Source organism: Plantibacter sp. T3, assembly GCF_902506515.1.
GTDB classification, from domain to species: Bacteria; Actinomycetota; Actinomycetes; order Actinomycetales; family Microbacteriaceae; genus Plantibacter; species Plantibacter auratus.
Genome location: NZ_LR733286.1, coordinates 3,350,214 through 3,371,414 on the forward strand (window position 1 = coordinate 3,350,214; position 21,201 = coordinate 3,371,414).

The 21,201-nt window shown below is 63.0% G+C and carries 27 protein-coding genes; 11 read left to right on the plus strand and 16 right to left on the minus strand.

Features of this window, described 5'->3' with window-relative positions; genetic code table 11:
- Positions 1-5 precede the first annotated feature (5 nt).
- The 5 genes from GV015_RS15880 to GV015_RS15900 form a co-directional block, all read right to left on the minus strand.
- Positions 6-341 (minus strand): Lsr2 family protein, encoded by a 336-nt coding sequence (locus tag GV015_RS15880; protein WP_085513359.1) that lies wholly within the window; start codon positions 339-341, stop codon positions 6-8.
- A gap of 210 nt (positions 342-551) precedes the next feature.
- Complete coding sequence (locus tag GV015_RS15885; protein ID WP_159879285.1) at positions 552-1,817, minus strand: P-loop NTPase; 1,266 nt, start codon at positions 1,815-1,817, stop codon at positions 552-554.
- The gene (locus GV015_RS15890; protein ID WP_159879287.1) at positions 1,817-2,473 is read right to left on the minus strand and encodes a hypothetical protein; all 657 of its coding nucleotides are present in this window, start codon (positions 2,471-2,473) and stop codon (positions 1,817-1,819) included. Before GV015_RS15890 ends, GV015_RS15885 begins: the two co-directional genes overlap by 1 nt.
- A gap of 625 nt (positions 2,474-3,098) precedes the next feature.
- Positions 3,099-3,419 carry an Lsr2 family protein gene (locus tag GV015_RS15895; protein WP_159879289.1) on the minus strand — a complete coding sequence of 107 codons (321 nt, stop codon included), beginning with the start codon at positions 3,417-3,419 and terminating at the stop codon, positions 3,099-3,101.
- Positions 3,420-3,536: 117 nt separating this feature from the next.
- A complete protein-coding gene (locus GV015_RS15900) occupies positions 3,537-3,806 on the minus strand; it encodes a hypothetical protein (protein ID WP_159879291.1) in 270 nt (89 codons plus the stop codon).
- A gap of 251 nt (positions 3,807-4,057) precedes the next feature.
- Between GV015_RS15900 and GV015_RS15905 the strand changes: the two genes are divergently transcribed.
- From GV015_RS15905 to GV015_RS15915, 3 genes are read left to right on the plus strand one after another with little or no spacing between them, the layout of a single operon-like run.
- Entirely contained in the window at positions 4,058-4,615 is a 558-nt protein-coding gene (locus tag GV015_RS15905) for a hypothetical protein (RefSeq protein WP_159879293.1), read from the plus strand.
- 19 nt (positions 4,616-4,634) lie between these two features.
- On the plus strand, positions 4,635-5,162 hold the full coding sequence (locus tag GV015_RS15910; protein WP_159879295.1) for a hypothetical protein: 528 nt from the start codon (positions 4,635-4,637) through the stop codon (positions 5,160-5,162).
- Positions 5,163-5,182: 20 nt separating this feature from the next.
- Positions 5,183-5,815, plus strand: a complete 633-nt coding sequence (locus tag GV015_RS15915) for a hypothetical protein (protein ID WP_159879297.1) — start codon at positions 5,183-5,185, stop codon at positions 5,813-5,815.
- Positions 5,816-6,225: 410 nt separating this feature from the next.
- Here GV015_RS15915 and GV015_RS19315 read toward each other — a convergent pair whose 3' ends face one another.
- The 4 genes from GV015_RS19315 to GV015_RS15935 form a co-directional block, all read right to left on the minus strand.
- A complete protein-coding gene (locus tag GV015_RS19315) occupies positions 6,226-6,396 on the minus strand; it encodes a Mu-like prophage major head subunit gpT family protein (protein WP_371416575.1) in 171 nt (56 codons plus the stop codon).
- A gap of 315 nt (positions 6,397-6,711) precedes the next feature.
- Complete coding sequence (locus GV015_RS19320) at positions 6,712-6,930, minus strand: phage terminase large subunit (protein ID WP_159879301.1); 219 nt, start codon at positions 6,928-6,930, stop codon at positions 6,712-6,714.
- Positions 6,893-7,402, minus strand: a complete 510-nt coding sequence (locus GV015_RS15930; protein ID WP_159879303.1) for a hypothetical protein — start codon at positions 7,400-7,402, stop codon at positions 6,893-6,895. Before GV015_RS15930 ends, GV015_RS19320 begins: the two co-directional genes overlap by 38 nt.
- Before the next feature lie 57 nt (positions 7,403-7,459).
- Positions 7,460-7,600: a hypothetical protein gene (locus GV015_RS15935; protein ID WP_159879305.1), complete on the minus strand. Its 141-nt coding sequence runs from the start codon at positions 7,598-7,600 to the stop codon at positions 7,460-7,462.
- A 74-nt stretch (positions 7,601-7,674) separates the two neighbouring features.
- Between GV015_RS15935 and GV015_RS15940 the strand changes: the two genes are divergently transcribed.
- Positions 7,675-8,298 (plus strand): hypothetical protein, encoded by a 624-nt coding sequence (locus tag GV015_RS15940; RefSeq protein WP_159879307.1) that lies wholly within the window; start codon positions 7,675-7,677, stop codon positions 8,296-8,298.
- 159 nt (positions 8,299-8,457) lie between these two features.
- Here the strand turns inward: GV015_RS15940 and GV015_RS15945 are convergent, their stop codons facing one another.
- Entirely contained in the window at positions 8,458-9,015 is a 558-nt protein-coding gene (locus tag GV015_RS15945) for a hypothetical protein (protein ID WP_201299445.1), read from the minus strand.
- An 89-nt stretch (positions 9,016-9,104) separates the two neighbouring features.
- On the opposite strand from GV015_RS15945, the gene GV015_RS19325 reads away from it, so the two are divergent.
- Entirely contained in the window at positions 9,105-9,323 is a 219-nt protein-coding gene (locus GV015_RS19325; RefSeq protein WP_371416585.1) for an MT-A70 family methyltransferase, read from the plus strand.
- Positions 9,324-9,543: 220 nt separating this feature from the next.
- Here the strand turns inward: GV015_RS19325 and GV015_RS15955 are convergent, their stop codons facing one another.
- The gene (locus GV015_RS15955; protein WP_159879313.1) at positions 9,544-9,813 is read right to left on the minus strand and encodes a hypothetical protein; all 270 of its coding nucleotides are present in this window, start codon (positions 9,811-9,813) and stop codon (positions 9,544-9,546) included.
- Positions 9,810-10,124 (minus strand): hypothetical protein, encoded by a 315-nt coding sequence (locus GV015_RS15960; RefSeq protein WP_159879315.1) that lies wholly within the window; start codon positions 10,122-10,124, stop codon positions 9,810-9,812. Before GV015_RS15960 ends, GV015_RS15955 begins: the two co-directional genes overlap by 4 nt.
- A gap of 966 nt (positions 10,125-11,090) precedes the next feature.
- On the opposite strand from GV015_RS15960, the gene GV015_RS15970 reads away from it, so the two are divergent.
- From GV015_RS15970 to GV015_RS15990, 4 genes are all read left to right on the plus strand, one after another.
- The gene (locus tag GV015_RS15970) at positions 11,091-11,534 is read left to right on the plus strand and encodes a hypothetical protein (protein ID WP_159879319.1); all 444 of its coding nucleotides are present in this window, start codon (positions 11,091-11,093) and stop codon (positions 11,532-11,534) included.
- Positions 11,492-12,004 (plus strand): hypothetical protein, encoded by a 513-nt coding sequence (locus tag GV015_RS15975; protein WP_159879321.1) that lies wholly within the window; start codon positions 11,492-11,494, stop codon positions 12,002-12,004. Before GV015_RS15970 ends, GV015_RS15975 begins: the two co-directional genes overlap by 43 nt.
- 60 nt (positions 12,005-12,064) lie before the next feature.
- A complete protein-coding gene (locus tag GV015_RS15980; RefSeq protein WP_159879323.1) occupies positions 12,065-13,147 on the plus strand; it encodes a DUF4062 domain-containing protein in 1,083 nt (360 codons plus the stop codon).
- Between the two features lie 1,253 nt (positions 13,148-14,400).
- Positions 14,401-14,697, plus strand: a complete 297-nt coding sequence (locus GV015_RS15990) for a helix-turn-helix domain-containing protein (protein WP_159879327.1) — start codon at positions 14,401-14,403, stop codon at positions 14,695-14,697.
- Positions 14,698-14,729: 32 nt separating this feature from the next.
- Here the strand turns inward: GV015_RS15990 and GV015_RS15995 are convergent, their stop codons facing one another.
- Positions 14,730-15,320, minus strand: a complete 591-nt coding sequence (locus GV015_RS15995; RefSeq protein ID WP_159879329.1) for a hypothetical protein — start codon at positions 15,318-15,320, stop codon at positions 14,730-14,732.
- Between the two features lie 147 nt (positions 15,321-15,467).
- Between GV015_RS15995 and GV015_RS16000 the strand changes: the two genes are divergently transcribed.
- Complete coding sequence (locus GV015_RS16000) at positions 15,468-15,968, plus strand: Rv3235 family protein (RefSeq protein WP_236555501.1); 501 nt, start codon at positions 15,468-15,470, stop codon at positions 15,966-15,968.
- Between the two features lie 94 nt (positions 15,969-16,062).
- On the opposite strand, the gene secA is transcribed toward GV015_RS16000, so the two are convergent.
- Positions 16,063-18,891, minus strand: coding sequence for a preprotein translocase subunit SecA (gene secA, locus GV015_RS16005; RefSeq protein WP_079707252.1), 2,829 nt, complete (start codon positions 18,889-18,891; stop codon positions 16,063-16,065).
- 226 nt (positions 18,892-19,117) lie between these two features.
- Here secA and GV015_RS16010 point away from each other — a divergent pair, with 226 nt between their 5' ends.
- On the plus strand, positions 19,118-19,738 hold the full coding sequence (locus tag GV015_RS16010) for a PadR family transcriptional regulator (RefSeq protein WP_124769637.1): 621 nt from the start codon (positions 19,118-19,120) through the stop codon (positions 19,736-19,738).
- Here the strand turns inward: GV015_RS16010 and hpf are convergent.
- Together hpf and GV015_RS16020 are read right to left on the minus strand one after the other, a co-directional pair.
- The gene (gene hpf / locus GV015_RS16015) at positions 19,713-20,357 is read right to left on the minus strand and encodes a ribosome hibernation-promoting factor, HPF/YfiA family (RefSeq protein ID WP_064295235.1); all 645 of its coding nucleotides are present in this window, start codon (positions 20,355-20,357) and stop codon (positions 19,713-19,715) included. The two genes, GV015_RS16010 and hpf, sit on opposite strands and share 26 nt — an antisense overlap.
- A gap of 141 nt (positions 20,358-20,498) precedes the next feature.
- A complete protein-coding gene (locus GV015_RS16020) occupies positions 20,499-21,200 on the minus strand; it encodes a ComF family protein (protein ID WP_159879331.1) in 702 nt (233 codons plus the stop codon).
- Position 21,201: the final 1 nt, after the last annotated feature.

A 21,201-nucleotide genomic window follows, 5' to 3' on the forward strand; every position in this document is an offset into this window, starting at 1 on the left:
ATGGGTCAGTTGGCTGCGCGGTAGGCGTCCTGGACCGCCTGGGGGATGCGTCCGCGCGACGACACGGCGTGCCCGTTCTTCGCGGCCCACTCGCGGATCGCGGCGAGGTTCTCGGCGCTGTTGCGGGTGCTGGTGCTCGAGGTGCGGCGCCCACGCTTGACCGGGCGTCCGGCTCCGATGTAGGGCTTCAGCGACTCGCGGAGGTTCTTCGCATTGTCTGCCCCGAGATCGATCTCGTATTCGGTTCCGTCGATCGCGAACCGTACGGTCTCTCCTGCACCGGAAGCGAGTTCGCTGCCGTCGAGATCGTCGATGTATGTGGTGATGACTTTCTGAGCCATGGGGGGGTCCTCCTGAAGATATCCGTGGTGGGTCCGACGGTTATCCGATCATATCGAACACCACCAAGCGAATTTGAATACCGACACGATACCGGAGTAATTCATCACCCAACGGATAGCGATGCGTCGGAGAAGAATGCAGATGCATATATCGGCGAGCAAGTGCATATTCGGTTGATCACCCAATTGTATTGAATGACTCCGTCGAGACTATTCCGCTCGGCGTGACCGACTCCGCGCACGACGCCCGCGTGCTCCACCCGCCGAGCGCCGCGAGCGGTCCCGCACCGGCGCCGGCTCCTGGTCGAGGACGGTGGACACGAACCGTCGCAACGCGACGGGAAGCGCCCCGCGCGGGGCCTGGTCGCGGAGGCTCCTCCCCGCGATCACCGCGGCGTCCACCACCCGCTGGTCCTCCGGCAGGAGCGCGGCCGCCTCGATCCCGCCGAAGCGGGAGAGCGTTGACGCCAATTGACCGGCCGGGCCGGTACCGAGCGCGACGCCACGCAGCCGGTTCACCACCACCGAGATGCGCGACGGGTCGACGAGTTCGACGAGTTCCGCGTGGCCACGGAGCAGCCTCGTGACCCCGACCGGGTCTGCCGTACCGACCTCGACCACCCGGTCTGCGGACCCGAGGACGGCGAACGCCGCCCCGTTCCGTCGGGGCGCGAACAGGTCGCTCGAGATCTCCTCGTCCGCCTCCAGGCAGAACGCCGTGTCGATCACGATGTCGTCCATCCACGCCCGGCACCGTTCGATGGTCGTCGCGACGCGTTCCGTCGACAGTTCCGTCCAGCGTGCCGCGCGCGAGATGCCGGTCAGGACCCGGAACGCGCCGGACGGCGACGGATGGACGACCGCGATCCGCTCGAGCTGCTCGATGTCGAGCGCCCCACTTCCGGCCAGTCGGCAGGCCGCGGCGAACCCGGGCGCCTCGTCGAGGAGGCCGAGCATGGCCGCGACGGATGACCCGTAGGTGTCCGCATCGATGAGGACGACCCGGCGTCCGCGCGCGGCGAGCTCACTGGCGATACCCGCGGCGACGGTGGTCGTGCCGGGCGACCCGGCCGCGCCCCACACGGCGATGACCCGCCCCGCGGCCTGGGCGACCGGACGAGGGCTGTCGCCGCCGAGGTCGAGCGGCGCGATGCTCCGATCGAGCTCCTCGGGATCGACCGGCAGGAGGACGATGTCGACCAGACCGAGCGCAGCCGCATGGCGTCGTTCGGACTCGCCGGACGCGAGCGCCACGACCCTCGTGCCCACGCGGTCCGCGAGGTCGATGAGTTCGGCGCGCAGGCGGTCGGCTCCGGGTGACACGAGCAGCACGTCGACGAGCGTACCGGCGCCGACGCGCTCCTCGAGTTCGGCGCCGTCGTGACAGCGCCAGGCGACGCGGTGTCCGAGGTCGAGCATCGTCGCGAGGATCTCGCCCTCGACCCGTGGATCGAGGGCGAGTCCGACGCGCAGCATCAGCGCTCGCCGGGCTCGGTGGGGACCACGGACAGCAGGTGCGCCGCCGCCGTCGCCGAGAGCACCGTCGCGACGGCCGAGCGTGGGACGGCGAGCTCGAGGGCGACCGAGCCGCGGCCGGACAGGAGCCCTTCGTCCTCGCCGACCCGGACGACCGTCGCGGCCGAGACCAACACCTCCGGCACTCCGTACCCGTCGCCGTCCGGCGCGGCCGCCCACAGGTCGACGACGGTCCCCGGCACGATGTCGGCGCCGAGCCGTCCGGCCGGTTCGACGACGAGCGTGGTCACGCCGACGGCGCTCGCCTCGCCGAGCGCGTCGAGCGGCACGAGCTCCCCCGCCGCGATCGTCCGCGTGACGACGATTCCCGCCGGCGGTGCCGCTCCGGCTCCGAGGTACCCGCTTTCGACTGATCCCAGACGTGCGTCGATCACCTGGAGTGAGGAGCGGTCGAGCCGCGTTCCGGGCGTCAGCGTCTCGGACGCCGCATACACCGGGGTCGTCCGGCTCGAGGTCGTGACGAGCCACCACACTCCCAGGATCGACGCGACCACCAGCATGAGGCCCACCAGGAAGCGTGGGTCCACCCAGATGCGCGACCGGGACACCTGCCGTCCGCCGACACCATGACGCAGTCCGGCGAGACGGTCGGTCATCCGCTCTCCGCCGTCGATTCGCGCTCCTCCCGACTCCGATCCGTGTCCCCGCTCGATTCCCCGCACCGTCTCCTCCTTCATGGGCACCCCGTGCGCCGCCTCCGGTCCCATGCTGCCCGGGCTCCGGACATCGCGCCGAAGTTATCCACAGCCCGGCGGACGCCGCCCGCGCGAGAGGATAATCGAGGAATGGAATCGCAGCGCGATGCGGCCCCGCTCGGTCGCCAGCACGACGACGCGGATCTGCTCGACTACTTTGCGAACCGTGTCGATCCACAAGCCAGCTCTGCTACTCCAACGTGGATTGAGCGAAGTCGAAAGACATCATCTCGATCACCAGCAAGGTCAAGATCGAGCTGGGAAAGCTCGGTGAGATCTCCGATGCACTGGGCGATGCAAGCTCCACCCTCAGGAGCATCACTCACACGTGAGGCGCGCAGGAGCGCTCCCCTGCTCTGAGCCTGTCTCGCACTCTTACAGGGGTGGCGAGCACTCCCCTATCGGACCCGAGAGGGGTCTCACCCCTGAGCTGTTGCAAAAACCAAACGCAGGCAAAGACCAGTAGGGCACCGCAAAAACCCACCCGGTAGTTGCTCACCGGGTGGGTTTTTGACTGAACAAGTTTCTAGTGCACCGAGCGGTACGCTTCCTGAACATCGTTGCTGATACGGCCACGCTCGCTGACCGCGATGCCATTCGACTTCGCCCAGGAGCGAATCGCCGCGAGCTCTTCCTTGTTGCTCTTCGTACCGCTCGTCGATGAACGACGCGAGGAGGTGACGCGAGCAGCCTTGATGAAGGATTCGAGCGCCTTCTCAAGCGCCGCCTTGTTCTTCTCGGCCAGGTCGATCTCGTACGTCTTACCGTCGTAGGAGAAGGTCACCGTCTCAGCGTTCTCCGTACCATCGATGTCGTCCGTGACGGAAACTACAGTTTTCTTAGCCATGCGATAGACACTACATCAAGAGCTCCTCACGTTCTGTGAAGAGCTTGCTTGGATAGACGTCTGATTATTCAGGTGGGCGACCAAGAACGCGCTAGCGGGCTCCTGAACGGTCGACAGCTATCTCTTCTTCGCGGACAGGCGAAAGGCCTGCTTCAAGCCGAGCAGTGCCGTGGCGATGGTCGTGTTGATTGTGATCGCCACGACCGCGTTGACGATACCAATCATCGCCAGGATGGTGAACACCAGCGCTGAGACGATGGCCACCGAATCGGTCGCGAAGTATGCGATCGTTTTCACCCGATCGCTGATGACCGGCGTGAACTCGTTCGCGTCCAGTACCTCCTGCGCTTTGTCCCCAATTTGACGGACTTGTTCTGCTGTTGCCATGGTTTCCTCCTTAGCTTTCTGAAATGTGAAGCAGATGCGTGCGCCGGGGTAGTCGAATCCAGTACGCTCCGAACCGATAGCGCTCACACAGGGGGAAGTCCATGTCTCGAAGTCGTTTCACCGTCGCACGGATCGCCGCCGGAGCGCTCCTCGTTGGGCTCCTCGCAGGTTGCTCGATTCCGGCTCCGCAGGCCAACACCGCGCCCGAGTCAATTTCCACCCCGAGCGAGACTGCCGCCGAAGCACCCCCGGTGACCGCAGAGAGCCTCGTGATGGCGAGCACGCTCACTCCCGAAGAGCTTGCCGTTGCGTACGTAGAGGGCCACCTCTCGCAGTGGGCCATGATGGGCGCAACTGCCGAGAACAGGACTGCCTATTTTGAATCTGGGGGCGATTTTGCCGTCATACAAGACATTGCCACAGAGAACGCCGCGCTGGTGGCTAGTTCAACGTTCATTGGGAACTGGAAGGAGTCGCCTCAGCTTCTCGAATATGTGAGCAACCTGCAACAGCTAAATGGAGCAAGTCTAGAGCTTTGGTTCAAGACCTCCGATGACCCTAACCGCAATGATGAACCGTACCGGACCTGGATCGAAGTTAATTCAGGAACTACAGCGCAACAGAATCCTGACGGAAGCACCGTGCTGACTACAGATGCGACAAGCTATAACAATGCTGATAAAAACCGCGCAAAAGAACTCAACCCGAATACGCTGAACTTCTCAGCGGAGCCAATAACATATACGACCACTTTCCAGACCGTTGACGGGCAGTTCAGGGTGTCGGGCATTCAGGTTGACGGGCGCTAGGTCGCGCTAGTCTCATGGCGTGCTGAACTTCGCCTCCATCCACACCGCGGTTGCGACCTCCGATGCACCGTGGTGGGGTGTCCCTGTGATTGCGGGGAGCTTCCTTTTGTTGGGTGCAGTGCTCGGGTTTCTCTTCAACCGTGCTAACGATCGCAGCAGGGCGAAGCACGAAGCGGATCTCCGCTGGCACGACATCGTGCGAACCCTCTCGGCAGCCTTGCTCGCCCACGCCGAGCGCATCAATGCACTCGTGGAGACGAACAACGGGTACGCAGCCGATGGCTTGGACGACTCCATGCCAGTCAAGGCTCGCGTCGTCGCGGCACTTGAGGATGAACAGCAAGCGATGCGGAACACCGCTAACGAACTCATCATCATTGTGCCCAAAACCTTCGTGTTCGCGATCGGCTCTTACCTAGGTGAGGTTTACGCGGGCGTCGCGACTGATCCCAAGGAACGAGATGGTTCGTACCAGGGGCAGTTCTACAAACGGAATGAACTCTTGGTTGAGGTCCGCAACTATCTGGGTCTTCCGCAGGACGAGTAGTGCACTGGTACAGTCACGACGTGACGCCTACTCCCACACCATCACCTATCGTCGAGCAGATCACCGCCGTAGCAGCCGCCCCCTGGTGGGGAGTGCCTGTCACCGCTGGGGTGTTCCTTCTGCTGGGTGGCGTTCTGACTTTTTTGTTTACGCGATGGAATGAAAGCACGAAGTACAAGCGCGAGAAGCAGCGCGAGGACATCAAGGAACTGGTCGAACTCGGAGCGCAGCTAGTCAACGTCGGGAACGCCGTTCGGGACTTCGCGGCGAAGGGCATTGGACGGCCGACGGCCGTTTTCGCTCCAATGGTGGCCACCGAGGGCACCAAACTGATGGATGATTTCCAGCTCGTTTTGAGCCGCTTCCGCCTGGTCTACCCAAACTCGATGCATGAGGTTCTCACCACCTACCTCAAGACGACAATCGTGACACTCCTCCCGCCGTACGCCGATGCCGGCCAGGAGTGGGCCATACACGAACAGAAGAAGGCATCAGCTCGCTTAGTCGACGCTCTCCGCGCACTCCAAGGCCACCAAGCGATCAGTGCCGACGTTGAAGAAGTGTCTACCGTTGTTGCCGATGCGACTAGGGCAATGGCTGTCTTGAACGAGGAGATCGAGAACGAGACCGCAGAGCAGAAAAGCGCCCCGTAGGACGCTCTCGCTTGCTGCGTGAGGCCTCTAGCTCTCAGAAGGAATTGGCGGTTTCGCTGGTTCGACTGGCTCAACCACGGCTTCTGGTGGTGTCTGACGAGCTTCTCGAGCAGCTTCGATCGCCGCAACGATCACGTCTACCTTGTCTCGTTCGGTGACAACGAGTTCCAAGCCTTCCGCGGCTGCGTCTGCCAGGAGTTGCTTCTTGGTCGGCGCCAGCGGCGTCGCTGGTTCGTTGCTCTCTAGCACTAGGTATTCGTCAGCCTTGATCGCCGCGAGCTGATCGTCGTCTAGAGGGCCTTCGTAGCCGCCCTCCTTGAGGACCGTGACTCCTGCCCGAATGCTTTGCGGGTAGGGGAACCCCGTGACCAGTTGAACTGTGTAAGTGATGTCTGCCGTGGGTGAGCCTCCTACGACGCGATCGCGCCGACGATTAGTTGGTGGTTGCCGTAGCCGACGTTGTGACGGGCACGAGTACCCCAACTGAAGATGTCCTTATCGAACGCACGGTCACTGTTGATGTCGGTCTTCGCGAGCAACTTGATGGCTACGCGGATCCGCTGAGGTTGGCTACAGCCCACTTTTTGCTCGCACTGCCCAGGTGAGGGAGAACGACCACTTCGTAGCGGCTCTTGTCGAGCTCGATCTTCGCTTCGCGGCCGGCTTTAGCGTCAGCACGTAGCTGAGCCGCCTCCTCTGCCGTGATGCCGTGGAGCGCGCTTGCTTCCGCTGGGGCACCGCCTTCCGCGGGTGCAGGTGTCGCAGGTTCAGCTGGAGCTTCCTCAGCGATCTCGAACTTGGTTCGCTCTTCGTCAGTTAGTTCTGCCTTGTGCTCGTCGATGAATGTCTTCTCTTCGTCGGTGAGGTCAGCTAGGGCCTTGGCCCAAGGATGTCGGTCAGAAGCTTGTGGCGGAGTCCGCGATGCTGTTCTGCAGCTCACGGGTGCAGAGGATGCGGAGCTTCTTCTGACGGCCCCGCAGGATAAGCGCCAGCCCTATGTGCTTGGACTTACCGGAACCACGCCCTCCGTGGAAGACGATGTTGCGCCAGGACTCCTTGAAGAGTGCCTTGAACTCGCTAAGAAACTGGATTCGTACTTGAGGCCGGTCCGTCATCCCCGAGGAACTCCACCATTGCAACCGGGACTGTCCCCGAGTGCTCGACCTTCTGCGTCATCTTGCCCTTGAGCTTGTACGCGAGGTCCAGTGCGCCTCGTCGAGCAGCTTGATCAGGTGCCCAGAACCAGACGTGGATGCCTGGGTTCTTGCCTGTCATGATCAGCTCGTAGTGGCGGATCACACAGCCGGCCTCTTCCAAGAGCTTCTTTATGACCATCTCATCGAGACCGATCGGGAACACCTCAGTGTCCAGCCTCTTCGCGTCGAGCAACTGCTGGTGAGTCTTTACGAGCTTGTCGTCCGGGAGGTAGCTCTCCATCAGCTCTTCCCAAGAGAGGGAGCCGGTGAGGTTCTTCGGGTTACGGGCGGTCGCATCAGCGTACCCAGCGCGTCTCATTGCCTCAGCCTTAGAAATGCCACGGTTTGCAACGTAGATCTGGACTGCTAATTCTTGCTTGTCTGTGGCCATTCTGCCCCTATTAATGCACACTCTGGGCAGCTTGAAAAGAGGCCTCAGGGGTCAGGGCTAGCTAGAAAAATCGCGTTCGGCCTGCGGCACTACTTCGCTAAAGGCAGTGCGGGCAATCTGCAAAACAAAAAACAAATCTTCGCCGGGCGCGCCGACGTCGACCCCACCTTGGGGGACGAACATTTTTTCGAACGCCACCAGCCCCGCTTCCTGCTATCCTGCCCTCACGCGCCGACGACAGGCCGAACCCGACTTCGACAGATAGCAGCGACATGACACTCAAGCGAAATCCACGCCAATCCGTCGCTGATCGAGCCCGACGGGCAAGGCCCACCGCCGTCACTGGCGGGAGTGCCGCGCTGGGGATCATCGCCATTGGATTGACCCTCGTTTCCTGTAGCGCGGAACCGGCACCGGCACCGGAGAAGCTTGAGCCGGAGTACATGGTCAGGGATGTCCAACTCGATGCAGAGCTCGCGGATACCCGTATGGACGTACTTGAAATGTGTAACACCGGTGACGGTGCAGCAGAAATGCGTCAAGCATGGACAGACTACGGTTTTGAAGAAAGGTCTGGGTACAGCTTCATGGATGCAGTCAAGGTCTCAACTGACTTTACTTACATTGATGAAACAGGTGCCGAAAAAGATCTTCCTAATAAAGCGATTCTTTATTATGGAGAGTACACCTATCCTACAATTAAACTTCTTGCAGAAAACTGTAATGAAGTTGCCTGGTTGGCATCTCATTCTGCGTTCGATGTATCCCTACCGGAATCTGCTTCTAAGTTACTGGAAGAATTTAGAAAACCAGACATAGATTACACACCAGATACTCTTCAAGGACTTTACAATCACGTCGTGCCCCTTCTTAACGAGAAAGCCGACGCACCCTAACGCCGCGAGCACAAACGACCTTTAAGGCCCTCCGCCTTTATTATCGGAGTTCCGGCAGTGGCAAGTTATCCAAGGATCGTTACCCCTGTCGAGAGTTGACCACCAGGACGTTCGATCGTTCGTGCCACCAGGTTAGGGCCCTGGCCAGGACGGAGACTCCTACTTGCTCGCTGGAGGATTAGTGGTCTCTTTCTTCTTGATCTTTCTGCCACGCATCACCATCCTGTAGCGCAGACGAGATATGTATCGACCCTTGCGCAGGTCGTAGTACCAAACCTGGCCGCGAACATCCGTCACCTCAACGATGTACCTCACAGACCTTGCGAATGGGGTTTCCATGTCACCTTGGATTCTGTTCTCGCTCTGCGGCTTCACGGGAACCATGCCGTTGACTGCCGATACCGACTGAAGCCGCTCGCCCTCTCTCGTCAACCACGTCCAGTGCCCCTTGACTTGCGACACGACGTATACTCCTGCATTCGAGACGTTTATCGCGAACGAACGGTACTCATCCTCAGGCACCGCTATCTCCTGCACGGAGGCCATTACTCCTGACACCGTGCTCCTCCGCTCATTGGACTTCGCTTGCAGTGCGAGGTTCAGAGCGACGATGGACGCCGTGACCGTGGCCAGACCCACAAACCAGTCGGCAGCGCTCCCCCATGCCCAGTAGTCGTACCCGAACCATTGAGCTATCCCATCCCAGAACTCACGCATGGTCGGAGCCTAGTAGAGCACCGGTAACAGTGTGGTGCGCGGGCGCACGTTGTCGGGGCCTTCATCTAGGGTCGTGCTCTCAGGTGAACATGATTGAAACGCGCAAGCGGGAGCACTCCCGCAGACCCGATGAGCAGTACGAGTTCATCGAGTCCTGCTCACCGGGCCCGTACTTGGAGATGCTCGCCCGCAACCGCCGAAACGGCTGGGACGTGTGGGGTAACGAGTCTGAGGCAGACGAGGTTCGGGGAAAGGTTCACCGCGGCTACGGTCGCCGGGAAATCGAGCGAAGCGTCGCGCTCGGCTAGGTCGACAGGGCAGACATTAGATCCACGCTCTTCACCCGTTCAGCGACCATGTAGTCGGCGCCTTGCATGGCAGCTCGAGCGTGCGCCGTTGGCGTAGCCTGCCAGAGGACACTGCTGCGGGAGATGCCGAGCCTGTCGGCACATTCCGTTGCCGTCCCCACGGCGATTACCTCTTCGCCCTTGTGGACGACGAACCCGTCAATGGAGATGGGCCGACCCACTACCAGAGGTCCTCGCTGAATAGCTCCGGGAACTGCTCGCGATACTCGAGCTGGCCAGCGTCGACTGTCAGCCGCATGCCTTCTGCACGGTCGACCCAACGACCCTCGCTCGTCAGGAAGCCTTGCTGTTCAAACGCAACCCGCTGCGATTGGCTGGGCGGGTCGAGATACCCTAACTCCACCATCTGCCCGATGATGAGCCCATGTCGCGTGCCAGTGAAGACGACTGCTCCGTGCTGAATGGCTGCTGCGACTACTGTCTCGCTCATGCTGCGCTCCTGGGGGTCCACTGCGGCACGCCTGTCTTCAGGATGTGACAGTTCCGACAGCGATAGACCATGTTTGTCACGTCGAACTTGAGCTCCAGATGTGAACCCTTGTTGATGCTGTGATCCACGTCGTGCCGGTAGTAGGTGCCGTCTTCCTTCTTGGGCGGGTAAGCGCCACAGTCGGTGCACGCGATGCCAAACTTGTTGTCCAGGTAGGGACGGGCCACCTTGTCGCGGAACGTGTCCCACTGTTTTGCCGCCTTGCCTCGCTGTTTGATGGGCTTCTGACTTCGCCTAAGGGGCGTGCGCACTGCCGGAGCCTTCCCATGCAACTTGATCAACGCACAGGCCCTACATCGTGTCTGAATGGTGCTGTAACGCTTGAAGACAGCGCTGCATGCGATGCAGGCAAAGTCCATCTACCAGAGGCCTCCGGATGAAGCAGCTTGAGCGGACGCTGCTGACCACGTGCCGTAGACATTGACGACGTAGTTCTTGACAACCGTGAAGCGTGCAACTGGATCGGTAGCGAGCATGGCAGGCCTGCCGACGTTACTTCGCCACAGGTACCAGTCTCCGCCACGGAAAATGAGGGCCTCAGCGATGGTCTGGTCCGCTTCGGCAATCCCCGCCGCGGTCATCTGATCCGCGTGAGGAGCATGCTCGACCGCGGGCGCCACTTCCACCGGCGTGGAAGCTTTGGATGCCGTAGTCGAGACCGGCTCCTGCGGCGCAACGCCTGGTTGGGTCGACACGACGGGTTCGGTCGGGTGTTCGATTGCTACCACCGCGGCGGCGGGCTCCGCGGCGGCGGGCTCCGCCTTCGACGTGACCTGAGCGACCTCTCTGTAGCCACCTACGAGCACGACGCTGAGGGTCGCGAGGGAGACGAGACCGGCGAGACATACACCTGCGGTGCCTGCGAGTAGCTTTGCTCGATTGCTATTTGTGCTGATTGATCTAGTTCCATACATGGCGATATTGCTCCTGTGTTTAGTTATGAATTCTGTGTGCCGAAGCACCGCGCTTAGTATGCGCCAATCGACGCAATAGTCAAGTCTTTCAGCATACTTGAGATGTGCTGATCGTGGACAACTGGAACGAACCATCGTCCGCCACCTAGTCCGCAAGAGAGCGGGTAACCTCCCGCCAGGCCTCGACACTTGGGACCATGGCGAGGCGGAGGTTCTGTGCCCCGCCTGATCCTGACGGGCAGTTTCATGACTGCAATCGGAACTTAGTTGGCGAGCAAGTGAAGGTGCGATACGCTGCGGAGCATGACCCAGAATCGGCACGCCAATAAGAAATCGCGGCCCCTGGTGGACCTTGCGCAAAGTGCTGGGCCAGCGATCGTGTTCTCGTTCATCGCTGCTTTGATCTATGACCTGGTGAAACCGCACGATGTGTGGCCAAAGGTCCTCGTATTCGGTGTTCTCGTCGCAGCGTTACTATTTCTTGCTCTCACGGCGTCTTCTATGGGCAGGAAGCTCTCGTACCTACGAAAGCTGAAGGAGTTTCCCGAAATTCGCACCGCTTCGGACATCGACGCGTACGCTGACAGCCTCGGCAACGCTAGGACACAAGACCGTCTAGCAGCGCTACCCGCCGCAGTGAGACGCGTTCAGCTCGCAGTTGTCCTGTTCGCAGCGACCGTTATCGTGTTCATCCTCGTAGCACCATGGTTGTTCAGCTCTTCCTCCGGGACTGGGGCGGGCTCGTGACAGAGTCACTAGTCTCGTGGGACAGGAGGGGCTTCGAAATGGATGGCTTCGAGGGCTTCGTCCCGCTCGTCGGGCTTGACCCCAAGCACATCCCTGACGCGCACGGCGTCTATGCGCTCCTCAGAGCAAGCAACCACCCGCCCGTATTTCTGATTGAGAACCCGGTCCGTCGAGCACGTCTGAAGCTCTACAGCGTGGAGTATCTTGCCACGCACTGGGTCCAGGAGACCGCGGTCATCTACGTAGGCAAGGCGGCAGGATCGGCCGGCCTACGAGACAGGCTCACGCCCTACAGTCGGAAGAGCAGTAGTCACTCCGGAGGGCGCGCGGTTTGGCAACTCGCTGATTCAGATGAAGTCCTGGTGTGCTGGAAAGTTCTGGACGACCCTCGCGACGCAGAGACGAGGCTGATCCGCGCCTTCAAAGCATCACACAACGGCATGCGTCCGTTCGCGAACTGGACCGACTAGCAACTACGTTCTCCCGACGAGCGTGCAACCATGTCGGCATCGGTCCGCTAACTTGAGGACATGGATCGTCGCTACCAAGTCTTCATCAGCTCAACGTTCGAGGATCTCATCGATGAGCGGAAGGCCATCATGGAAGGCCTTCTCAAGATCGATTGCCTCCCGGCTGGCATGGAGCTGTTTCCAGCCGCGGATGACGACCAGTGGACGCTGATCAAGGGCGTCATCGATGAGTGTGACTACTACCTCATCGTCAGCGCCAGACGCTACGGGAGCGTCGACGCAGAAGGCGTCAGCTACACCGAGCGTGAATACGACTACGCGGTAGAAAAGGGCATCCCGGTCATCGGCTTTCTCCCTAAAAACCCTGGGACCATCATCGGCGACAAGATCGAGACACAGAACGGTGCGCCCGCGAAGCTCGATGCGTTCCAAGAGAAGATCAAATCGCGCATGGTGGCTTTCTACGACACCCCTTCGGACCTGCAAGCAGCAGTGATCGTAGGCGTGATGAAGTTGCAAAAGGCTCGCCCACGCCCTGGTTGGGTGCGGGGTAATCACGCAATGACCGATGAACAGCGTGCCGAGAACGCCGAGCTTCGCGCGAGGATCGCCGAACTTGAAGCCGCCGAGGCCAGGGCAGTCGCGGTCAAGGCCACCGGGAAGGCCGAAGAGATCGACAAGAACTACGCGCACGGGCAAGCAAAAGTCAAGATGCTCTTCATCTACCGCGGATATAACGGCAAGGAGCACATCGCCCGGTACCACGCGTTCGAGTGGTCATGGAGCGAAGTCATGTTTGTAATCGGACCTTCCATGATCGAAGAAGCTTCGGCAAGCGACCTAATCGAAACCCTAGAGAGTTCACTCAAAACGGACCTCCTTATGGAGGAACTTTCCGATGTGAAAAATATCAGAACGGTGAGCGTCGAGCTTGACGGCGACACGTGGAGCACGATTATCGTTCAGCTCCGCGCCCTGAAGGCCATCAAGGCTGGTACAAAGAAGCGCCTTGCGTCAGACAGCCAAAAATACTGGCAATTGACGCCAGCTGGAGACCAATGGGTAACCGAGCTACGCGCGGAACGTCATCAAGCCTCTGATGAAACGATCGAGGCGCACGCGATCGCCGAGACGGAAGCCTAGCGAAATGGCGGAAGAACCTGCCAAGCCTGAAACGGACCGAGCATGGTGGCCGAGTCTTTGGTACAAGGACCCATTGTTCTGGCGAGACGTCACGACTCGGGCCCTCGCAGGCATTATTGTCGTCATGTTCACGGGCATTGTCGCGCTCGCAAGCGGGCTCTTTATCGACGACCGATACAAAACCGCAGCGTGGATCATTGTCGGGATCTGCGCATGGGGAGTGATCTGGGTGCCGGTCTCCTCAAAGGCAATCGGCTGGTCACGGAGCAAAAGCCGGACCATCCGAATATTAGTTCCAGCAATCAGTTTCCTGACGTTCTTCCTGGTCCTGATCACTATATCATCCACCACTGTCTACTAGCCGATGCTGTTCCGGGCCGCTTCAAATAGTCCCTCTTTTTTTAACGTTACCACTCAGGGGGACTCTGACATGTGCGAGGTGTTCAAATCCGCGTTGCCCTGTCATTGATCGGCCTTGCTGTTGTGTATTCCCCGAGCGTTTCCTACGATTCGTCTGAAGTCCTGGGTATTGAAAGCATGTGAGAGGGAGTGAGGATTTGCACCTCTACAGGACTCGGAGCAGACCCTACCTCGTCCTCTATCCATGATTTCAAACCAGACGGTCTGGTATGCCTGTCGATCGCGGATAGGTGTCTTCCACTGTCCCTCACAACTACCTTCAATTGCTATAGACAATGAAGAGCCAACCAACTGGACGCCGGTATTGTAAGGCCCCGTTTGACTGTTGGAAGTATCCCTCGTCGGCCGTGAGGGTGTCTCTTTGGCTCATTGCCGTCTATAACTACACCGAATTGTAAATGTGCCGGTCATCATTGACGCACCTCCCGTACTGCACGCCGTACAGGTAGCGATGTTCCATCTATTTACTTGGCCGTTTCACGTCCCCAAGTCGGTATCAGGAAACCATCCCTAGACTATTGCAATGTGACAAAGGGTGACTCAAAATAGAAACAGTTCTACGAGCCAACCAAAAGCACTGCACATGCGGCGCTTTTTCTATTGCCCGCAAGGCTGTTCTACGAGCCAAGCGGTATGACCATCATCCGCTCGCCGCCGTCGACTCGCGCTCCTCCCGATTCCGCTCCGTGTCCTCGCTCGTTTCCCCGCACCGTCTCCTCTTTCGTGGGCACCCCGCGCGCCGCCTCCGGTCCCATGCTGCCCGGGCTCCGGACATCGCGCCGAAGTTATCCACAGCCCGGCGGACGACGCTCGCGCGAGAGGATAATCGAGGAATGGAATCGCAGCGCGATGCGGCCCCGCTCGGTCGCTTCCTCACCGTCGCCGACACGGCCGAGGTCTTGAACGTCTCGGCCCAGCATGTGGCCGACCTCATCTCGAGCGGTGAGCTGCCCGCCATCCGGATCGGGCGCAGCGGACCGTGGCGCATCGAGTTCCCCGCACTCGAAGCATTCATCAGCGGTCAGTACGAGGAGGCACGTCGTGCAGGCCTCTGGCACCAGGCCCAGCTCACCGAACTCGCCGAGTTCACCGGCGCCCCGATGCTCCGGCCCGTGCCGCCCCTCGGCTGAGCCCGGTTCCGACAGTCGACCGACGAAACGCCTCAGGCAGCACGCTCGACGATGACGACCTCCGCGAGCACGATGATGCGGATCTGCTCGACGCTCCGGCTGCGGCGCGGCGACCCTGGCTCGTGGACGGCCAGATCCAGATGGTCGCGGCCCACCCGGTCGACCGTGCCCGTCCAACTCCCCGTCCGGGTCCGTACGACCACTGCAGCACGACGTCGACACAGATCACGGAGCAGGAACGAGACGGTCAGGCGGTCGAGCAGTCGCGGTTCGCGGACCACGACGTCGTCGAGACTCCAATCGATCTGCGTCTGCGTCATGGCGACCGCCGCGATGGCATCGAGCGGGACGACGACCTCCCGGCCGCCCGGGGTACCGGATTCGGCCTGGATCCAGTCCTTCCCGATGCTCCGGACCCGCAGCCGCCAGGTCGTCCCGTCGACGAGTTCGACGACGAGCGGTCCTGGTGCGTCGGCGTCGCCGCAGAGGGCGACCAGCCGCTCGCGGAGCGTGAGACGCCCACGCCGAAGCCGCTCGGCCTCGATGCGGACGGCGTCGTCGTCGACGGCGAGCTCGTCGTCGAGCTGACCGGCGAGATCGTCGAACAGGCTGTCCCAACGCATACGCCGACGGTAGTGCGCAGAGGGCGGCGGCGTCCTGCGTTCTCCACAGACCCCTGGTCCTGGACCCCAGGGAACTGACATGATGAGTGTGACATGTCAGATTCTGGTCGCCCGACTCGTGGCGCCCGCTCACCCCTCGGAGGCCCCATGAGCACCGTTGCCCGGCACGACGACGACGAGCCCGGAGCACGCACGGCTCGCCTCCGGCCGGCGCCTCCGCTCCCCGAGCGACGCACGCCGGAGATGCGGGCGGCGGCGCGCGCCGGCGCCGACGACTACTTCGCGCCGCAGCCGGCGCCCCGAGCCGAACTCCCTGATCCGCGACCACTGCTCGAGAACCTCACGCGGAGCGTGATCGAGGTGATCGCCGGAGCCCGCGACCTCACACAGCTCGCGCGGTGGATCACCGCCGACGTGCACACCGTCCTGCTGAAGCGCGTGATCCTCGCCGAACGGGCACGACGCGTCCGTGGCGTCCCGGGCACCGTCCCGGTCGTCTCCATCGGCACCGTGACCGTCTCCGAGCCACGCGACGGCGTCGTCGAGTCCGTGGTCATCGTCCACGGACGAGCGCGGTCCCGAGCCGTGGCCATCCGGCTGGAGGGCTTGGACGGCCGCTGGCGGGCGACCTCGGTGAGCGTGCTCTGACCGCCGCTGCGTCTCCACCGCCGCCGGACAGACGGGAGCCCTCCGAACCGATGTCACCATGGTCCGGAGGGCTCCCGTTCGTTCCGGCGTGGGCCTACTTCTTCTTGCCCTGCTTCCGACGGTCCGAACGGTTGCTCGGAGCAGCCGCAGGCGCCTCGGACTGCTGACCGAAGGCCCCGCGCGACGCCTTCGCGGCTGGGGCGGCCTTCGTCGCCGGAGCCGCATCGCCGGCGGGACGGTTCGTCTGCTGGAGCCGCTGTGCGCGTTCGGTGGCCGCCTTCTCGATCTGCCCGCGCTGGTTGCGGACCTCGACCCCACCCTGCTCACTCGGAGCGGAGTAGCTGAGCTTCTCGGTGTCGGGGGTCTCCTGCGTCAGCCCCTTGGCCGTGATCGCCGGTGCGGCGGTGCCCGCATCGACCTCGCCGGCGACCTCGACCTCGAGGTTGAAGAGGAAGCCGACGCTCTCCTCGCGGATCTGCCCCATCATCTGCTGGAACATCGCGTAGCCCTCGCGCTGGTACTCGACCAGCGGGTCGCGCTGCGCCATGGCCCGCAGGCCGATGCCGTCCTTCAGGTAGTCCATCTCGTACAGGTGGTCGCGCCAGCGGCGGTCGATCACCTGGAGGACGACGCGGCGCTCGAGTTCGCGCATCGCCGGGGCACCGAGCGACTCCTCGCGGTTGGTGTACGCGAGCTTGGCGTCGGAGAGGATCTCGCGGCGCATGAAGTCGCGGTTGATCCGCCCCTTCGTCCCCGCCTCCTGGACGACCTCGTCGATCGTCAGGCCGACGGGGTAGAGCGTCTTCAGTTCGGCCCAGAGTGCGTCGAAGTCCCAGTCGTCGCCGTTGCCCTCGCCGGTGTGCTCGTCGAGGACGTCGTCGACGACGCTCTCCAGGAACTGCTGTGCGCGATCGTGGAGGTCGTCGCCCTCGAGGATGTGGCGGCGGTCGGAGTAGATCGCCTCGCGCTGCCGGTTGAGGACGTCGTCGTACTTGAGCACGTTCTTGCGGATCTCCGCGTTCCGCGCCTCGACCTGCGACTGGGCGCTGCGGATCGCGCGGCTGACGATCTTCGACTCGATCGCGAGGTCGTCCGGCACGTTCTGGCGCCCCATGAGGCTCTCCGCGGCTCCGGCGTTGAAGAGGCGCATGAGGTCGTCGGTGAGGGACAGGTAGAACCGGCTCTCGCCGGGGTCGCCCTGACGGCCGGAGCGACCGCGCAGCTGGTTGTCGATGCGGCGCGACTCGTGGCGCTCGGTACCGAGGACGTAGAGTCCGCCGGCGTCGATGACCTTGTCGGCCTCCTCCTTGACCGCGGCCTTCACCTCGGTGAAGACCTCGTCCCACGCGGCCTCGTATTCCTCGGGGGTGTCGATCGGGCTGAGACCCTTGGCGTTCATCTCCGCGACGGCGAGGAACTCGGCGTTGCCGCCGAGCATGATGTCGGTTCCACGACCGGCCATGTTGGTGGCGACGGTGACCGAGCCGAGTCGACCGGCCTGGGCGATGATCGCGGCCTCACGCGCGTGGTTCTTCGCGTTGAGGACCTCGTGCTTGACGCCCTTCTTGGCGAGGAGCCTCGACAGGTACTCGCTCTTCTCGACGCTCGTCGTGCCGACGAGGACCGGCTGGCCCTGCTCGTGGCGCTCGACGATGTCCTCGACGACCTGCGCGAACTTCGCCTCCTCGTTCTTGTACACGAGGTCCGACTGGTCGATGCGCTGCATCGGGCGGTTGGTCGGGATCGGGACGACGCCGAGCTTGTACGTCGACATGAACTCCGCCGCCTCGGTCTCAGCCGTACCGGTCATGCCGGACAGCTTCTCGTAGAGACGGAAGTAGTTCTGGAGCGTCACGGTCGCGAGGGTCTGGTTCTCGGCCTGGACGGCCACGCCCTCCTTGGCCTCGATCGCCTGGTGGATGCCCTCGTTGTAGCGACGTCCGACCAGGATGCGACCGGTGTGCTCGTCGACGATGAGCACCTCGCCGTTCATCACGACGTAGTCCTTGTCCTTCTTGAAGAGCGCGCGGGCCTTGATCGCGTTGTTCAGGAAGGAGATGAGCGGGGTGTTGGCGGACTCGTAGAGGTTGTCGATGCCGAGGTAGTCCTCGACCTTCTCGATGCCGGGCTCGAGCACGCCGACGGTGCGCTTCTTCTCGTCGACCTCGAAGTCCTCACCGGGCTCGAGTCGCACCGCGAGCCGGGCGAACTCCTGGAACCAGCGGTTCGCCTCGCCGGAGGCCTTCCCGGAGATGATGAGCGGGGTCCGTGCCTCGTCGATGAGGATGGAGTCGACCTCGTCGACCACGGCGAAGAAGTGACCGCGCTGGACCATGTCCTTGGCCTGCCACGCCATGTTGTCGCGGAGGTAGTCGAACCCGAACTGGTTGTTCGTGCCGTAGGTGATGTCGGCCGCATACTGCTCGCGGCGCTGCTCCGGCGTCTGACCCTCGACGATCACGCCGGTCGTCATGCCGAGCGCGCGGAAGACGCGCCCCATGATCTCCGACTGGTACGACGCGAGGTAGTCGTTCACCGTGACGATGTGCACGCCCTTGCCGGCGATGGCGTTGAGGTAGGCCGGGAGGGTCGCGACGAGCGTCTTGCCCTCACCGGTCTTCATCTCGGCGATGTTGCCGAGGTGCAGCGCGGCGCCACCCATGATCTGGACGTCGAAGTGGCGCATGCCGATCGTGCGGCGGGCAGCTTCGCGCACCGCGGCGAAGGCTTCGGGGAGGAGGTCGTCGAGGGTCTCGCCGTTCTCGAAGCGCTCGCGCAGCTCGACGGTCTCGCTCTTCAGCTCCTCGTCGCTCAACTCCGTGAAGTCGTCCTCGAGGGCATTGACCGCCTTCGTGAGGCTGGTCAGCTTCCGGAGGATGCGACCTTCGCCGACGCGAAGGATCTTCTCAAGTGGTGAGGCCACGAATTGCTCTCCATTACGTGTTCCTGATCTCCGTCCTGGTCGACTGACCGGGACGGACGGGGTGCACCAGAACGGGGCAGTCCTCTGAACATGTTAGCGGGGAGTCCCTTGAGTGGACGCTGTGTATCGAGGGGCGGACGGATGTCGACGGAGCGCCGCCGCAGCGCGGGACGGACGGGTCACTAGGCTGGCGACACCTACGGCGTAGGTATTTCATGGAGGTTCGATGTCGGTCAAGCACGGTCTGCTCGCGATCCTCGCGCTCGGCGACGACTACGGGTACCGTCTGCGCGGTGAGTTCGACCGGCGGACGACACCCGACACACCGCTCAACGTCGGCCAGGCCTATGCGACCCTCGATCGTCTCGAGCGGGACAGGCTCGTCGAGCGGGCCGCCGTGGATGCGCAGGGGCATGTCTTCTACCGCATCACCGCCGACGGGCGCGACGTCCTCGAACGCTGGTGGGCGACACCCGTCGCGGCCAGCGCTTCGCGAGACGAACTCCCGAACAAGGTCGCCCTCGCGGCGTCACTCGACGGCGTCGACGTGTTCGGGGTCATCGCCGTCCAACGCGCGTGGGCGCTCGATCTCGTGCAGCAGCTCGACGAGGATCTGTCGACGCTCCCCCCGACGCCGCAGGGTGACATCGCGTGGATCGGGCTCGAAGCCAGACGGCGACGCTCCCTGGCCGAGCTCGACTGGCTCGAGGTGACCTCGGCACGCCTGCGGGTACACGACGCCGTCTTCGACGTCGCCACCGACATGCCACGACGCGGCCGCCCGGCGAACCGGGCGACCGCGTCGGTCGGGGTGCAGGACGCTAGTTCGAGCCGTCCTCGAGGCTGATCACGCCGTAGTCCCAGCCCTTGCGGCGGTACACGACGCTCGCCCGCTCCGACGAGGCGTCGATGAACAGGAAGAAGTCGTGGCCGACGAGTTCCATGCGGTCGACGGCGTCCTCGACGCTCATCCACTCCGCGGGGAACTCCTTCGTGCGGATGACGACGGGCGAGTACGCCTCCTGCTCTTCGTCCTCGTGGGTCAGCGTCGCGACGCTGCCGGTCGCGACCTGCTCGAGCAGCTCCGGCGCGGCAGGAGTGATGTCGACGCCGCTGAACCCCTCGCTGCTGGCGGCGTGCAGGGAGGTGCGGTGCTTGCCGCGGTGCTCCTTCTTGCGGTCCTTCGAGCGGCGGACGCGCTCGAGCATCCGCGCGATCGCGAGATCGAAGGCCACGTACTTGTCGGAGCCGGTCGACTCCGCACGGACCAATGGTCCGGGGCCGACGAGCGTCAGCTCGACGCGGTCCTCGCCCTTGCGTCCGTTGGCGTCGTGATGGCGGGACACCTTGATGTCGAGCGACTGCGCCTGCTCGACCAGATGGGCGACCTTCTCCGCCTTCTCGGTCGCGTACTCGCGGAACCGATCGGTGATGCCGAGTCCAAGTCCGACGATGTTGATATCCACGTTCGACCTCCTCATCCGGCTGACCACCCGGTCCCGGGCGGTCCTTTCACGCCGTTCTGCAACCGTAGTGCCCGAGCCTGCGGAAGTCATCAGCGGTGTTCAGGGAACGTTCATCTTCCGGCCTCGTGACCCGCCGTCCGTTCACGGTCCGACCCTGGCGAGGGCCACGACACCGACGACGAGGCCACCGCCGTCGTGCATCGCCCGGACCGCTTCCCCGACGGTGGCGCCCGTCGTGACGACGTCCTCCACGAGCAGGAAGCGGCGCCCGTCGAGCCGCCGTGGCGCGACCAGGGCATCGGCGAGGTTCTCGAGACGCTCCGCCCGGCCGAAGTCCCGCTGGTCGGCGGGCTCCCGCGCCCATCGCAGCGGGCGCGACGGTCTGGCGCCGAGCCGGCGCACGAGCTGCTCCACCGGGTGGAAGCCCCGATCGCGGGCGGCGCGTCGTCTGGCCGGGATCGTCGCGATCTCCGGCGAGACGCCGCCCATCGCCCGGCTCGCCTCGAGCACGGCGGACCGGAACGCCGGTTCGAGTGCGGCGGCCAGCGGTCGGACGAGGCCGGTCCGGGCATCCTCCTTGTAGGCGAGGAGGATGGCGCCGACGAACCCGTCGTAGCGACGGGCGGCGAGACCGGGGATACCGTCCGCACCGTTCCACCGCACGAGGAGGGCGTCGTCGTCGGGGGCCGCCGGTCGGACCAGACGCCCGCGGCAGTCGTCGCACAGCCCACGGTCCGGCGCACCGCATCCGGCGCACGTGACCGGGACCACGAGGGCCCATGCGTCCAGGCAGGCCTCGCGGGCATGAGCGAGGGGCGTGCTTCGACTCGACGAGGATCGCATC